Source organism: Candidatus Hydrogenedentota bacterium, assembly GCA_019695095.1.
In the GTDB taxonomy this organism is placed as follows: Bacteria; Hydrogenedentota; Hydrogenedentia; order Hydrogenedentales; family SLHB01; genus JAIBAQ01.
The window spans coordinates 37,900-53,407 of the sequence record JAIBAQ010000012.1 but is presented as its reverse complement, the minus strand read 5'-3'; the positions used below and the strand labels follow the sequence as shown (position 1 = coordinate 53,407).

The 15,508-nt window shown below is 54.7% G+C and carries 8 protein-coding genes; 7 read left to right on the top strand and 1 reads right to left on the bottom strand.

Annotated features, from left to right (window positions below):
* Positions 1–200: 200 nt before the first annotated feature.
* The 4 genes from K1Y02_03845 (at position 201) to K1Y02_03830 (ending at position 6,329) form a co-directional block, all read left to right on the top strand.
* Positions 201–3,416, top strand: coding sequence for a tetratricopeptide repeat protein (locus tag K1Y02_03845; GenBank protein ID MBX7255474.1), 3,216 nt, complete (start codon positions 201–203; stop codon positions 3,414–3,416).
* 11 nt (positions 3,417–3,427) lie between these two features.
* A complete protein-coding gene (locus tag K1Y02_03840; GenBank protein MBX7255473.1) occupies positions 3,428–4,333 on the top strand; it encodes an exosortase/archaeosortase family protein in 906 nt (301 codons plus the stop codon).
* Positions 4,330–4,956: an EpsI family protein gene (locus K1Y02_03835; GenBank protein MBX7255472.1), complete on the top strand. Its 627-nt coding sequence runs from the start codon at positions 4,330–4,332 to the stop codon at positions 4,954–4,956. The genes K1Y02_03840 and K1Y02_03835 overlap by 4 nt, the downstream gene beginning before the upstream one ends.
* A 617-nt stretch (positions 4,957–5,573) precedes the next feature.
* Complete coding sequence (locus K1Y02_03830) at positions 5,574–6,329, top strand: PEP-CTERM sorting domain-containing protein (protein ID MBX7255471.1); 756 nt, start codon at positions 5,574–5,576, stop codon at positions 6,327–6,329.
* A gap of 142 nt (positions 6,330–6,471) precedes the next feature.
* Here K1Y02_03830 and K1Y02_03825 read toward each other — a convergent pair whose 3' ends face one another.
* Positions 6,472–8,439, bottom strand: coding sequence for a hypothetical protein (locus K1Y02_03825; protein MBX7255470.1), 1,968 nt, complete (start codon positions 8,437–8,439; stop codon positions 6,472–6,474).
* 1,924 nt (positions 8,440–10,363) lie between these two features.
* Here K1Y02_03825 and K1Y02_03820 point away from each other — a divergent pair.
* From K1Y02_03820 to K1Y02_03810, 3 genes are all read left to right on the top strand, one after another.
* The gene (locus tag K1Y02_03820; GenBank protein MBX7255469.1) at positions 10,364–11,554 is read left to right on the top strand and encodes a WecB/TagA/CpsF family glycosyltransferase; all 1,191 of its coding nucleotides are present in this window, start codon (positions 10,364–10,366) and stop codon (positions 11,552–11,554) included.
* Positions 11,555–12,131: 577 nt separating this feature from the next.
* On the top strand, positions 12,132–13,175 hold the full coding sequence (locus K1Y02_03815) for an SLBB domain-containing protein (protein ID MBX7255468.1): 1,044 nt from the start codon (positions 12,132–12,134) through the stop codon (positions 13,173–13,175).
* A gap of 7 nt (positions 13,176–13,182) precedes the next feature.
* A complete protein-coding gene (locus tag K1Y02_03810) occupies positions 13,183–15,444 on the top strand; it encodes a P-loop NTPase (GenBank protein MBX7255467.1) in 2,262 nt (753 codons plus the stop codon).
* The last annotated feature ends 64 nt before the right edge of the window (positions 15,445–15,508 follow it).

Below are 15,508 nucleotides of genomic sequence, written 5' to 3'. Positions count from 1 at the left end.
TCCTCTGAATCTGCCTGCTCGGTATTTGGATTGATGATTAGCTGAGACGTTTTGTACCCCCACTAGACCGCCCGATAATTGGAGTAGCCTAAATCACCGTGACAATGTTACCATACATCGCGTCAGGGTAAGGGGACATTTTCTATCGCGCACCATTCTTCCAGCAACGATGCATGCCGTGAGCAGCGACGGGGGAAGAGATGTTTCCGCTTAAGCGACCGCTGGCAAGCATACTTCTGATCGCGACAGTGTTGACTGGCCTTGGGGTATTGGGTGGCGCGGGATACCTATTGTTTCGTGGTTACCAAGGGCAGGGAGCCTATGTCACCGCAAAGCGCGCGTACGCTGAGGGGCGGTATCGCGAAGCCAAGAGCAATTTCACGTGGTATCTCGCGCGGCATCCGCAAGCCACAAGCGTTCTTCCAGAATACATCGATTCCTGTCTGAAACTGCTAAACGACCGCCAAGCCAACGTTCGTGACGCGGGGCGCGCGTATATGCAGCTAGCCCTTGCAACCCCGTCAGACCGTGCCCTGACCCAGCAGGTAATCGATTTCTACCTTCGACACGGACTGTGGCGGGACCTCGATTTCGCAGTTGACCTGCTTCTTCGGGTGAATCCAAATGACGCCACGCTGACCCTTGCCAAAGCGCTGGCATGTGACAACCTTGGGCGAACAGACCAGGCAAAGACTGCTTATCAAGAGATGATCCAATCTGGCAGCGCCGAGCCAGTAGTCTACGGAAACTTGGCCATACTCCTCCTGAAGAAGGGTTTGGAAGAACAGGGGTGGCAGGTTCTGGAAAAGGCCCAGGCAGAAGCCTCCGACAAAAAGCGTATTGGGGTGGAGCGCGCCCGCTTCTTGTTGGAAGCGAACGATTCCAGCAGGGCCGTGCAGGAGATCGAGTCAGCCCTGACTGCGGGTGCTGATTCCGCAGATGCCCTTTTGGTGGCGGCAAAGGTCTACGCTTCCAGCAAGCAGTGGGATAAGGCACGGTCATTTGCACTAAGAGCCATCGGCAAGGCGCCTGAGTCAGCGGACGCGTACGTCATCGTCTTCAAGACCTATCTCGCCTGTGGTCAAGCTGCTGAGGCTATCTCATTTCTATCCCAAACGGATCCGTATGTCCTGGCGGACAATCCACAGCATTATGTGTTGCTGGCTGAGGCGCAGATTGATGCCGGGCTCCTGCAGAACGCAAACAAAACTGTTGAGGCATTTCGGACCGCATGCCCAGACAACCGAATCGTGCCGGAGTATCTCGACGCGCGGAGACTAATGAAGCAGGGGCAGCTTACAGACGCGGTGTCTAAACTGGAGGTCGTCGTGCGGCAAGCTCCTGAACTTCGGGTTGCACGACGGTATTTGGGCGTGGCTTATCTTGAAAGCGGACAACGAGAGCGAGCGAAGAACACGCTTGAAATCTATCTCGCCAACAATCCGAACGATGAGGTCGCACTTGCGATTTGGGACGCGACGTTCGCGGAGCACCCTGTATCAGAACTCACCAAGACCGCAGTCTCTTTGCTTGAAAGCGAAGCGCCGTACTTTGGCTCACTGTTATCGACCGGATTCTCTCTCTCACGCGAGAAATCAGGCAAAGGGGCCGGCAATGAGCAAATAGCCCTGGCAAGACAACTCTTTGAGCGGGCGATCGAGCAAGCCCCCTCTGCACCTGGAGGCTATCGGGAACTCGCTTCTTTGTTTCTCGACCAGGGAGACGCTGAGAGTGCGAGAAGCGTGCTCTCCCGCGCGGAAGACGCTAAAGTCGCGGCTCCGGAGTTGACCCTTCTGCGGGCGGCACTCGCGCTTGGCGAGTCAGATGTTGAACAAGCCAAGAAGTACTTCGAGCTTGAGCTTGCGGAGAGTGCAATCACACCGGAGAGGGCCTTTGCGTGGGCGTCACTCTTCGCGGACCGCGGGTTTCTCGACGCAGGCCTGGACCTGCTTCGGACTCTTCAAGCCAGTGAGCCTTCCGCGGCAAATCACAGCGAACTTGAACTGGACGAAATTGATTTGTACCTCAGAGTGGGCAATTTTGAGGCCGCTAGTTCGGTTCTCGGGAATCTTGCAGAGAAATATCGCGATGTGACGACTATGACGACTCGCCTTAACGATAGCCGAATCCTCATTGCAAGAGCCTTGCTGATTTCGGATGACCCTCAGCACAGGAGTGCCGCAGAACGACTCACTGCAGAGGCTGAAGGCATCGAGCCCGAACGCACCGACGCGAAGGTCTTGCGGGCCTATGCGCTCTTGCAGCACGTTCCCGCAGATGTCGATGGCGCGGAGAAGCTGTGTGCTGCGGCGAGGACAGCGAATGCACCCGATGCGGAGACCTATATGATCTCCAGTGAAGTGGCCTCTCGAAAGGGTGATTTCGCAACGGCGCTCAGCTTTGCTTCCAAGGCCCGCGAAGCGTCGCCCGAAGACCCGGGTGCATGGGTTGTGCTTGCGCGAGCCCAGTTACAGGCGGGAAGGCTGCTGGATGCCATTCAAACGCTTGAAAAGTCAACTACCTTGTTCCCAAATAACCTCGCAATTGTTGGCTATCTTGCTCGGGCCTACTCTGATGCAAAGCGTTTTTCTGAAGCAGAGGTACTCATAGAGCGGGTGGAAGCTCTGCAAGGCGGCAAGTCTGCCTCCTATCTTCGCGCGCTGTTATCTATGAACCGCGGGAACTGGGCAGCGGCGGAGGGCCTTTTGCGCGAGATATATGCTCTGAATCAGAAGGACCTGGCAGTAATTCATTCACTAGCCGCTGCGTTTTCGAATCAGGGAAAGCGAAATGAAGCAGAAGAATTCCTGAAGCAATGCACGGCTCGTCAACCGGACGATCCCGATTTGTGGATTGAACTGGGCAACTTCTATTTGTCTGAAGGAACCTCCGTCAGGATTCCGGATGCATCAAGTTCCTACACTCAGGCGCTCGTGAAACAACACAACTCCTGGCGGGCACTACGTGGCCTGCTTGTCGTGGAATTGCTGACGAACAACCCCGGCGCGGCGCTCGGTCTGTGCGACCGCCTGTTGGCGCAGCGGCCCGAAGATACCGAGGTGTTGGAGCAAAAGGCATTTATTCTGTCGCGCATTCCCGCACAGCGCGCGGAGGCGCTCGCCATCGTTCAGCGCGTAATCGATATCAATCCCAAGCCCATGCTCCTATTCTTGCGTGGGTCCATCAGACTCGACCTTAAGGATTACGCCAAGGCCATTGAAGATTTTCAAGGCTTCAGCCAAGCGGGCGGCGTTGCCCCCGGCAATCTGAAACTGCTCATGGCGGAGGCCTATCTCGGACTCGGCAGATTGGACTTAGCCCGCACCTACTATGATTCCGCCAAGGAAGAAGCTGAAGGGAGTTCGCCGTCCGACAGGGCCCGATTGGCGAACATGGCAGCTCGACTCGGAGAGTAACGTAACACCTAATGGACAGTGCTGTTTCCCAAAGGGGACTGCGGGACGCCATCGCAAACGCAAAATGGTTCAGGATTGGCTTTTGGATAGCGACTCTAGCTCTCTCGGCTTTCATCCTCCGACCTTACTTCGAAAACTGGCGCGATAATGTCTCCCGTGAGAACTCCTACTATACGCACGCCTTTCTTGTTCCATTCATATGCTTGTTTTTCACGTGGCGGATGCGAAATGAACTCGCTCGAATCCCAAGGGGTTCGTCAAATTGGGGATACGCCGTCCTGGGCTGCGCATGCCTTATGGTCCTGGGAGGAGATCTCCTTGGGTTGCGCATGCTCGGAGAAGCGGCGATTATTCCGCTACTGGCGGGATTTGTATTGATTTTTCTGGGCGCAGGTCACCTGCGTCGCCTGTGGTTCCCGTTAGCATTCCTGCTATTCATGATACCTCTGCCTGAATTCCTTACAACAAGCATTACCTTCCGGGTAAAGATGCTCGCCATGGACTGCGCCATTTTCCTTTCGCGCGCTTGCCTGCTTCCTATGATTCGCGATGGATCATATGTCCGATTCGGCGACGATCAGCTCTTGATTGGCGATGTGTGCGGAGGTCTACGTTCCCTTATTGCGCTCCTGGCGCTCGGCGCCATGATGAGCTATATGAGCCAGACACGACCATGCGCTCGAGTCTTGACCCTGCTGGTGTCCGTTCCGGTTGCCGTCTTTTCCAACGTCCTCCGCATCTTCTTTCTTTGCGTGGTTGCCAGTTTCTGGGGAAGTGAGGTCGCCAGCGGCTGGGTTCATGACATATCGGGCCTCTTTATTTACGTGGTAGCGCTCCTACTTCTATTTGGATTTGACCGGTTGCTTCATCGCCTCGCCCCCTCCAAGCCGCATACTTCCGCACAGGCCTCATCATGAAACGGTACCTCATCACATTCATTATGCTGTTGGCTACTGCAATACTGCATCTGACTATCAGAGGGGCTGAGGCCAATACCGCGGCGAACAGCTCTCCGTCGGACTTGTTTAATCTGCCATCCGAGATTCTGGAATTCCACCAGGCCGGCCCTGACATACCTGTGTCCGAATCCATAAGGCAACAGTTAGAATCAAACGCGATTCTCATGCGCAGCTATTCGTCGCGTAGCGGCGGAACCATTCTGATGACCATCGTCTGTGCGGGAACGACTCGTCGCAGCCTCCATTTCCCTGAAGTCTGCTTCACGGGTCAGGGTTGGGAGACGCAAGACAAAGCGCCGATTCCGGTGGGGGTATACTTTGTGGGACAAGGGCTCACGCTGCAGAGAGGCAAGTCGCGCCAGGCGGTGCTCTACTGGTTCAAAACGGGCAATGACTTCACGGGAAGCTATTTTGTGAATTCGCTTTGTTGGGTGCGCGACAAACTTTTGCTTCGTAATCCTAGTTCTATGTTGATCCGATTGAGCATCCCCGTCGACAGTTCGGGCGAGCAGAAAGCATTTCGAATGCTCAACGACTTTGCTTCCAGCCTGGCGCCGATTCTGCAGGATAGAATCCCGTAGCCGTACTCGGTTGTCTCCTCACGTGGATGCACTGCGTGACATGCCAACTGGCTTGGTCGGCCTGTAGGCCCGACCGCATACCTTCCAACGCCCAGGAACTACCGCCTGTCGTGCAAAGGCTAAGCAAAGAAACCAGAAAGCACAATGCATAGTGATATTTAATTTCAACGGCTCACATGACTTCTGCGCTTCCCAACGACTGCGGGAATAGCGCATTTGCAGGTCAATCAATGAATGACAATTTGTCAACAAGTGCAGTAAAGAAATGTCTAGGATGAATACTCATTGTCCAGCAGTCACGGAATTCATTCCCGGCACCGCCACTCGGCAGACTGTCATTATTCTTACTTTAAGGTTTGGGCCCAAGCTTCTAATTGGCCTTCATCAACGCCCAACAGCCTCCTGATACTAGACTTAGTTTGCCGGTACTCATGTTTGGGCCTTACCGCACCGCCGTTTGACCTCGCCGACATTGTAAATTAAATACTATATCACTCCAAATGGCACTATTCTTGCTTAAAGACTCTGCGTGCAAGGAGTCTTGTGCCACCTCCTGTAACTTGGGGTCGGACCTTAGGGGTATGGTCCGAAGACTGGGCTGAGAGGAGGTGAGAAAAGTGTTGAAGATTTTGGGCTGTGCTTTTGGCGTGCTGTTGGTTGCGCTGTTTGCCATGCCTGCTTTCGCTGATTCCATTACGATTTTCGGATCGGAAACCAACCCGGAATCGGGCAGCCTCCTGCAGGCGCAGGCAGTCGTCAGTTACGACGGTAACGGTACGCTGACCGTAGTGCTTGCCAACGTGGACGATGTAGCGTTGAAACCCAGCGATCTCCTGACGGCGCTCTTCTTTTCCGTCTCTGGAGGTTACATGCTCGCACCTGTGAGCGCGGTGCTCACTTCCGGCTCTGCTGTACTCAATGGCCCGGATGGGGGCGGCAACGTGGGTGGTGAGTGGGCTTACGGGGACGGTCTCGTTGGTGCTCCCAATGGAGCTACCTCGGGTATCAGCAGTTCGGGCTTTGGTTTGTTTGGCACCGCAAACTTTAACGGTGTCAACCTGGCTGGCCCCGTCGCTGTTGATGGGATGAACTACGGGATAGATTACGGAATCGGACCCGGCTCGAATAATGCGGTTCTGTCGAATCCGACCATTTCTAATTCCGTGACCTTTAACCTTTCCGTCGCGGACGATTATGCGGGGTTCTCTTTAGCGAATCTCTCGAACTGGTCGTTCCAGTACGGAACCGCTTTGGACGAGCCGAATTTCCCGCCGGACGAACCGGGCATCCCCGTGCCGGAACCTGCGACATGGTCGATCGTTGGCATTGGCATGTTGGGCTTGTTTGCGGGCAGGTTCCGTAACAAACTTTAACTCTCTTACCATTAGGTTGGCATGAGACAGCGTATTAGGTTGGCATGAGAAAGCGTTGTGAGTTGCAACACTTTCTCATGCCTTGTCATTTCTGCAACCAGCCAGTTTCACATTCCGTAAACTCAGTCCCCTCGACCTGGTTTTATTTCTGCGAAGGCCTGGACTTACTGCTTGTCAGCGCGATGCTCACGGGATTGCTGAGGACAGACAGGTTGCCTGCGTAATCCTGAGCCGCTATCGCGTAGGTATATGTATTGCCAGCGGTGACCGCGGTGTCTTGAAACGACAGGGTTGTCACTGCCGCCACATACGAGAGCGCAGAACCGCCGGAGCCTCTGAACACGCTGTATTGGCGAATGCCGGTGCCCGTTCCGTCAGAGCTCGCGCTCCAAGTAAGGGCCACGCCCTTTCGGTTCAGGCTGGCCTGAAGCCCGGTGACGGTGAGCGGCGCCTGTGAATCCAATGTGTAGGAAACCGTACCCTGCGCCGTCGCATGCACGCCCGAAGGATCCGAAACGCCAAGCTTCAGCGTATACTTCCCGTCCGTGATTCCGGAGGGAGGAGTCACGGTAGCAACGAGGGTGCCGCTTTGCCCCGGCGACAGTGCAAGTTGAGCCGGTTGACCCGATGCGGACCATCCAGCGGGCAGGCTGGCCGCAAAAGCAAACGTGGTTGCGCCCGCGTTTGAATCGTTATTCGTCACCGAGACGGTGAATTGAAGCGCGTTTGAGGGCTGCGATGCGACCTGGTTCGATGGCGATATTGACACGCTCGGAGCGCGAACTACGGCACCGAAATCGACTTGGACACTGACGAATCCGGAGACAGGATCGACATTGTGGCTCAATTGGGTGACTTTAATGCCGTTTGCAGTGTCTTGGAATATCCCTCCGTCCGCCAATGCCTTGACAAAAGACGTCTGTGCGCCTGCATAGCGGTGGATGTTGAGTTGATTGGCATAGCCGGAGTTTAATGCGCTGTCGTATCCCAGCAGGGTTCGATACGACAGGTAGTAATACTCCCCGGTATTGGGCTTGTAGATCTTGAGAACCTGAGGCAGGTTTGTCTCCCACGGATTCAGCGCCAAGGGCGCAATCGTATACGTTCCCCCTGCCTGCACGACCTTCACGCGCTCAGAATAGCCGGTAAAGAAGCCCAACTGCTCTTTGTGGGGCGCGTCAGGATGGCGATAGCCGACGCCGCAGTACCCCATGATGTCGGACAAGTCTCCATATGCGTTATCTGTGACGCCGTCGTTGTTGGTATCCGTGCCGGCGTGATACATCCCAAGATTGTGACCCAATTCATGTGCAAATGCGTCCGGATACCGTATTCCGACTACCCAGGCGCGAGCGGGATTACCCGGTCCCACATTAGCAACTCCTGACCAGCCACAGGTGTTGGCGGTCGGAATGACAAACAGCAAATGCTCATACAGATCCAGCTGAACACCATCGTAGGATGCCTGATTCTCTGCGTCCGAGGCCCACGCGTAATAATTGCACGCGTCGGTGCTCATTGCATTGACCGTGTACGGGCCGAAGACATCGGGGGTTCCGTTGCCGTCGGTATCAGACTGAAATCCAATCAGGCCCGAAGTGGCCTCTTCGTATAATCCGGACACATTCTTGTTCGCGTAGGACTGGCTGGCGTCTGGCCAAAGAATGGCGGCTACCTGCTGAGGCGTACACGGAGCCGCAGTATCCAGAAAGTCAACGATTATCACAGCAATGGTACGCTGACCTGCAACAGCCGCGCTGTCTTGAAGTACGGTGACCGAACTGCTGTCCCCACTTAGGACCACCAGTTCGTCCCCGCGCACCTTCCCTCGCGCCTTGATGACCTGCCCGGACTTGAGCCCGTGTCGCGGGGTGCCTTCGAACTTGATCCAGTAAAGCTTGCCCGTCTTCTGGTCCGTCAGCACGTGGTACAACTTTCCCTCGCTGTTCTGAGGGTAGTCCTCCTGGACAACCTCGACTATCCCTGTGATAGTGGTTTCCGGGACTGTAGATTCGCCTGGATTGACTTGTGCGTGCGAGGCGACGCACAAGAAGGTTACTGCCAGCACGCCCAGCAGCCAAGCTAGACTAGCCTTTGCCGTATTTACCATAGTACTCACTCCTCTTCTGGCGGCTGACGCCGCATACGCGGCACTTACTAAGGGGATTCACGAACAATTCTCATACCCGGATTTTTAAACTATTTAATTTCAATACGTTAAGCTGATATGTGCGTGGGTAGCTGGGGAAATTAAACCGGGCGAATCGACAGTAAGTACCCAATAGGACAAAAAATTGTCACCGCCAAAAATTGGTTGCACAACTCAATAATTGTCAAAAAATACCACAGATAGCACAGAAAAAAAACGATTCAGCAAAGACGAACTGGATTGCCATCAGGCATGAGGGGGATGGCCTCGGCGGTAGGTCAACTTCGCGCGGGAAACCCGTGGGGCAATTGCCGAGCGAATGTGGAACTCAAGCGAGGCACGGGCACTACTCGTCGTTGCCCGATATCGGTCCTCAAGCCACGAGCAGACGGGGAATGGTAGTCCTCCGATGCCTCACGTAGTGGGTCAGGGTGCCTTTTTGACTCCCTGCGCTGCCCCGTCGAGTGCATACACATGGTGCACAGACACATAGGCGGGGGCTGAGTAATAATCGCCGTCATGAACAAGAAGCAGTACGTCAGTGCGCACGCTGGGATGTTCTTTCATCTGTTGCCATGGAATCCGGACTCTCAGGATGGACTTTTCCGCATTCAGCGGCTCGATTTCGGCTTCCCCGCGCAATACCAACGCACAGTATGAGGCTATAGGACGCCCGCAATCCGTCCAGCTGAATCGCAGGTCAAGCGTCCAGCGCTTCCGCAAGACTGTACGCCCGTCGTCACTCTAGGCCTGAAGACGTTTTCCCACACCGGACTGAGCTGGGCAACAGGAGTCTCAATCCGTAGCGAAGGATAGGCACCCGGCAGGACACTGGAATGCCCGTTATCGAAACTGCGAAAGACGTCCTGTTTAAACCCGGCACCGGTGCCCTCCCGATACCAGGCATTGATTCGTTCGATGCAACGCTTTCCGGAAGAGTTCCTATACGGGCCTCCCGTCCATTTCCCATCAGCCAGAGGCAGTTTATCGTCCGGCGCACTGGGAAACTCCGGCCAAGTGACGAGGTGGTCAAGAAGGTATCCTTTTGACCACGAAAATGGGGTTCCGTCCAGATTCTCCAGTGAGCCGCCGAAAGGAGGAACTACGGTACCGTCAACCGTTCTCGCGAAGGGTATTTCCGCAGGATTACCGTCCAGAAGGCCCTCAATCTCAACGCAAAGGACAGATTGGCCACAATCTGTCACTTTGTTATCTAGTCGTGCACTCGGTATCTGACTAGCGAATAGGCAAACAATGAGCCAGAGTATTCCCGCAGAGGTGACCACTTTCCCCATCCTTCTCGGCCTGCTCTGGTAAGGCCCTATCGTGGTGAACAGCGGGACGCACGTGAGACACTGACGCCCATACAGGAACAGCGCCCGACATAGTAATGTAACAGACAACCGCAATTTTAGCATTAGTCAAGTTCGCGTGGACAAGTCGCGTTCAAGGATTTGTCAAGTTTGATATATTTTTTCATGTTTATCGCATTTTACTCAGGCCATGACATCTCTGAAAGCTAAGTTAAGGTCCTGGAAAATATAGATTTAACATTATCATGCTGAAGCGGTATATGACTTGCTTACAAATTGAATGTGTGCCGCTTGCCATGAAGAGCTAGTGCGTGGGGGTACTGCACTTGTCTTCAAAGGCTTTTGGGACATCGACTTCAACGAAAGCGCCTGCTTCTTTCGGGGAACCAGAGCACGCTTGGAGATCCGCAAATCAACAGAAAATGCAGCGCCTCGAGACTGATGAAGGATTGGAAGATGCGAGGGTGCGTGCACGGGTTTACCCCTACCTCAAGCGGACAATTGACCTGACGATATCTCTCTTTCTGGTCATCTTATTATTACCGCTTTTCGTGGGTGTCGGAATGGCACTTATGATGAGTCGAAGCATGACCATCATTCAACGGACACCCAAGATGGGGATTGAGTGTCAACCGTTCAGTGAACTCTCATTTGCCACCCAATGGCGTGTTTTTCGTAAACTTCCGATTCTTATCAATGTTTTGAAAGGTGATTTGTCGTTTGTTGGTCCACGGGCCGCCTACTCGTGTGAGATGTGCTCGTATTGTCGAAGTGAACCTCAAGCACGCCTTCGGATAGCAGTTCGTCCGGGACTCATTTGTGACTGGTGGGTCCGGCGCCACATTAGTCTGGACTATGTCCAGGAAGTTGCGCTGGACGTGCGGTACGTGAAGAGCATGTCATTACGCAAGGACATAGGCCTCGCACTGCGCGCAATTCCAGGGATCGTTACGTGGCTCCTGTGGGGAAACGCGCCTCCTGTGTACCCTGCGGAAGTGCGCATCCTGGGCGTCCGGATTGACAATATGTCAATGAACAACGCCATCGACCGCGTAATGAACATGATAGATTCACCTCAGGCGGGTCACGTCTGTTTTGTGAATCCACACAATATAAATCAAACCTTCCAGGTACCCGAATATAGACGAGCCCTTGACGAGGCGGACCTTGTTCTGGCAGACGGCTTTGGCACAAAGCTGGCCGGAGAGATTTTGCGTCAGCCCATTCGCCAAAACCTCTGCGGTACAGACCTTTTCCCCCGCTTGTGTGCCCGGCTGTCTGAAGCCGAAAAGAAGATCTACCTCGTGGGTGCCGCGCCCGGGGCAGCCGAACGCGTCGCAGATTGGGTCAGACAGCATTATCCGGGGGTCGTAATCAAGGGATGTGACCACGGGTATTTCAATCCCATGGAAGAGCGCGAGGTGGTCTGCAGAATCGCACAATCGGGAGCGGATATGCTTGTCGTGGCAATGGGTGTGCCAAAGCAGGAACTCTGGATCCGCAATCATCTAGCTGAACTCAACGTTCCCGTGGCCATGGGGTGGGGGGGGCTTTTCGATTATTTCTCCGGCCGAATTCCGCGGGCGCCGCTCTGGGTGCGCGAGATTGGAATGGAATGGGTCTACCGCCTTATTCAGGAACCAGGTCGAATGTGGAGACGCTATCTTATAGGCAATTTTGTGTTTCTTTTTCGTATAGTCCGCGAACGCTTTCGCGCTGTGGAAGTCTCTTCACGCTGCAACCGAATTGGTTCCCAGAATTAGCCGTATGATCGAGTGAGGAAGTAGGGTGCCTGCTGGTCGCCAGGAAGTGGAAGGTCAGAAAAATCGAACCGAACCCGCGCAGGCGTGGAGTGAACGATAGGGCCGATAAAGTGAAAAAGCTGCACACAGCAATTTATTTCTAATATATAATGGGCGTAAACCTAGCGTACGAGAAGTCAGAAGTATACTCGAAGTGCGAGAGCCGACAGTTGGGTCCGCCGACTGTACGTAAGTCAAGTCGGAAGCGGGCAGATGAGGATGGGGCAATCGCAACACGTTTTGCGGAGGTTTGCATTGAAGCGTCTTGACTAAGCGCGATTCCGGGGAGGGGACAATTCTGTCAACTCAAGTTCTGCGAGTCATGTGGTATTTGACGGTCCTTGTCCTTGCGTGTGGACTACAGTTTGGTTGCGCAACAAAAGCACCCCCCAATGCTCCATCTGCCGCTACGAAGTCGGGGGGGGGCGGCAAAGACGACGCAATAGTTGACCGGGCTGTAGTGCCAACAAAAAACCTGCTGAGTGATGCCCAATCGACCGACGCTTCCGACCAAAAGACTGGGGATTCAATCGCGGGGATGGAAATTCCCCTGTCATATCGAATTGGGCCGGGAGATATTCTGAGCCTACGCTCTTTTGATGACGAAAGGCTCAGCATGCAGGCGCAGGTTCGCTATGACGGTTACATCTCACTCCAGATGGTCCCCGACTTGAAGGTAGACGGACTCTCTCGCCAAGAAGCGGAAGAACTTGTACGGGGCGCCTACGCGGAATTCTACTCCGAGCCACAGCTAACCCTTTCCATATTCGAGGTCAGAAGCAAGGTCTTCACGATTTTGGGCGATGTCAGCCGTCCTTCCGAGTATCCCTATATTCGCCCTATTACGCTCATGAACGCAATCGCTGTGGCCGGCGGCCCTCGAGTGAATCAATATGGCGGCGACACGTACGTCGGCAGTCAGGGGCAACTGGTCAAAGCCTTTATTGTGCGACATGCGGATGGTCACCGCGAGGTTTCCGAGTTCAATTTGCGAGGCTTCCAGAAATCGGGTCCGAGCCCGGCGGATACGCCGGTCTATCCGGGGGACGTAGTGTATGTTCCCGAGAGCGCGAACCTGGTTTATGTGCTGGGTGAGGTGCGCCAACCGCGTGTGTATGCGATATCCGAAGGGCTGACACTCACGCGTCTCCTTTCCCTTGCAGGTGGATACAATGAATCTACTGCACGAATCCGAGAGGTGGCCATCACTCGCGAGATAAACGACACGGAGACAAAGATCTTCATTTTCGATGTTCGCGAAGCCCTTAAGAAGGGGACGGACATGTTGCTGGAACCCGGGGACATAGTATATGTGCCTCGAAAACGCCTCGTGAACGCACAGGCATTCGTGCAGCGGCTGCTTGCGCCTGCTACCACGGGCATGAGCTTCGCTCAGCAGGTCTTGAGCCTTTATCAGCAAGCCTACAGTGCCTACTATACGCCGGAACAGTTTGACCGCATGTACAACGAGAGCAGGGGAGTACTTGGTTCATCCATTCAGTCGACACTGGAACAGAGCGTGCAGTCTTTGCAGGGAGTGGTTAACAGCGCCATGCAGCTCGTCCCTCCACTCGGGAAATAGGAGCGCCATGAATCAAGACACCCGTCCATCGCTGGTAACAGCCTCCTTGGAGACAGGGACACCACCTGCCGGCTGGCCGGTTTTTGATTTCAAGCGGTTCGTCGTATTGCGTGGTCGGATGATCGCCGTGACCACCTTGTTCCTGGCCATTCCAACAGTAGTTGCGGCGTGGCTGTTTGTGCCGGTGGGTTACACGGCCAGTGCTGATATTCGACTATTGTCAGCCGAGCCGTTTGTTCTAGAAAAGCCGGAAGACGACACCCCCTACGCCACGTATGTAAACACCCAAATCAGCATTGTAACGGGAAACGCGGTGCTCTCCGATGTCTTGAAGTCACCGACCGTTCGCGACCTTCCGCTGTTGAGCAGTCAGGACGACCCTCTGGAATACCTTAAGGGTTGTGTGAGCGCCCACATAAGCCGGGGAGGCGAGATTATCACCATTACCTGTTCCATGCCGGAAAAGGAAGCGGCGCGCATTACGCTGGAACAAATCGTCTCTGTGTACATGAATTATTCCATCACCCTGGTAGCCTCCATGAGTGATGAGCGCTTGGCGTGGCTTACGCGTGAGCGCGACGCCCGGCAGGTCGAATTGGATATGCAACTGGAGAAAATCGCCACGCTCGAAAAGACGCTTGGTATTCCCGTTGTTGGAGAAACACCGCTGGAAACGGGAGAGCCGCAACTGTACAACGAAAGCTTGATCCGTGCCGAGGAAGACCTGGTCAAGGCACAACGCTCGCAGGCGGAGCTTCAGAACCAGATGACGTTGGCCGAAGCGCTGACCGACAATGTCTCAAAAGGCCTGCCTGCCTACGATTTCGGCCTAGAGGAGCGGGTGAGCGCTGATTCGCGTGTGAGTGCGTTGCGTGGAGAAGTGGTTATGGCACAGGCCCGACTGGCGGGAGCCTCGGATATCGAAAGGGAGAATCTGCCCACGCGGAAGATTGATGAAAAACGCCTCGCGAGTCTCCGGGACAATCTGCAGACGGTCGAGCGAGATGTCCGGAAGGAAGTACTCCAATCGTTTCAGGCACAACAGAGCCGGGAGTTCGATTCGCTTACTAAGGAAGTGGAAGAGGCACAGCAGCGCGTGAGCAAATACAAACAACTACTTGACGAATACAAAGGACGTGTAGAGAAGACCACCGAACAGTATGCCCAGTTGAAGGACCTAGAGAGTAAAGTTGCAGAGACTCGCAGCATTCTCGATGAGGTTCGCAGTAATATTGCCAGCATCAAGGTGGAGAGTAACGCCCCAACCCGAGTCCAACTCGTGGCCCCACCCAGTGTGCCGGGAGGCGGCCCCGACTATTTGCCGCGAATCGTCGGGATGCTGATGGCTGGGGCCGCAAGTCTCGGAGTCGGAGTAAGCCTTGGCGTTTGGCGTGAATTGACCGATCAGCAGCTACGCTCCTCTCAAGATCTGGCGCGGCTGACTGACCTGCCTGTCGTGGCCACAATACCACATGCCGACGAAGATTCAGTGCCGGACAAAGTGGCTATACCTCTTGTCACGGAAAGGCTCCCCCTTTCAACACTTGCAGACGCATACCGCAGGGTACTGGCGCAGTTTCTTCATCCTGACAGGGGAAGTGTTCGCGATATGGGGTCCCTGCTCGTGGTAAGTCCCACTCGAGGCGATGGAAAGACTTCACTAACCTGTAATCTGGGCGTGGCGTTGGCTCAAGCGGGCCGGCGCGTACTGCTCGTGGATTTGTCTTATCGGCATCCAAAGCTTGAGAAGTCCTTTGGCCTTCCCGAGGCGGAGGGACTCGCGGAGATACTTAGCCGGTGCAGGGCCCCGAATGAACTCTTGCGGCAAACGCATGTGCCAGGTCTCTACGTATTGGGACCCGGCCAGGACAAGGACGACCTTGCGGGACGCCTTGCATCACGTGAAATGTCGAATTTTCTCGTGAAGGCACTTGAGGAGGTGGATCACGTGATTCTGGACTCGCCGCCATGGCTCATTATGGCCGATGCAAGGCTGGTTGCGCTACTCGTATCCAGCGTGCTCGTCGTGGTGGGTTCTGGAGTCTCTTCACTTGGCATGGTCGCGCGGTGCTTGCGCGAGCTTAGGGAAATTGATGCGAAAGTGATCGGCGTTGTGCTGAATGGGGCGCGGCTCACAGTAGGCGGCTACATGAAGAAGAATTATGAACTCTATCACAGCTATGGAGAAGAAATGCCTTCTGAGATGGACAGGGCAACTCCATTAATTCGCCGGAAAGCAGGTTCGGCAGGTCACGAATCGGCTAGATGAAGTAATTCGGGAAACGCGGTTGGCCGGTTCGTTCTGGAGGGTACTTAAGGGTATCGCAGGTTCT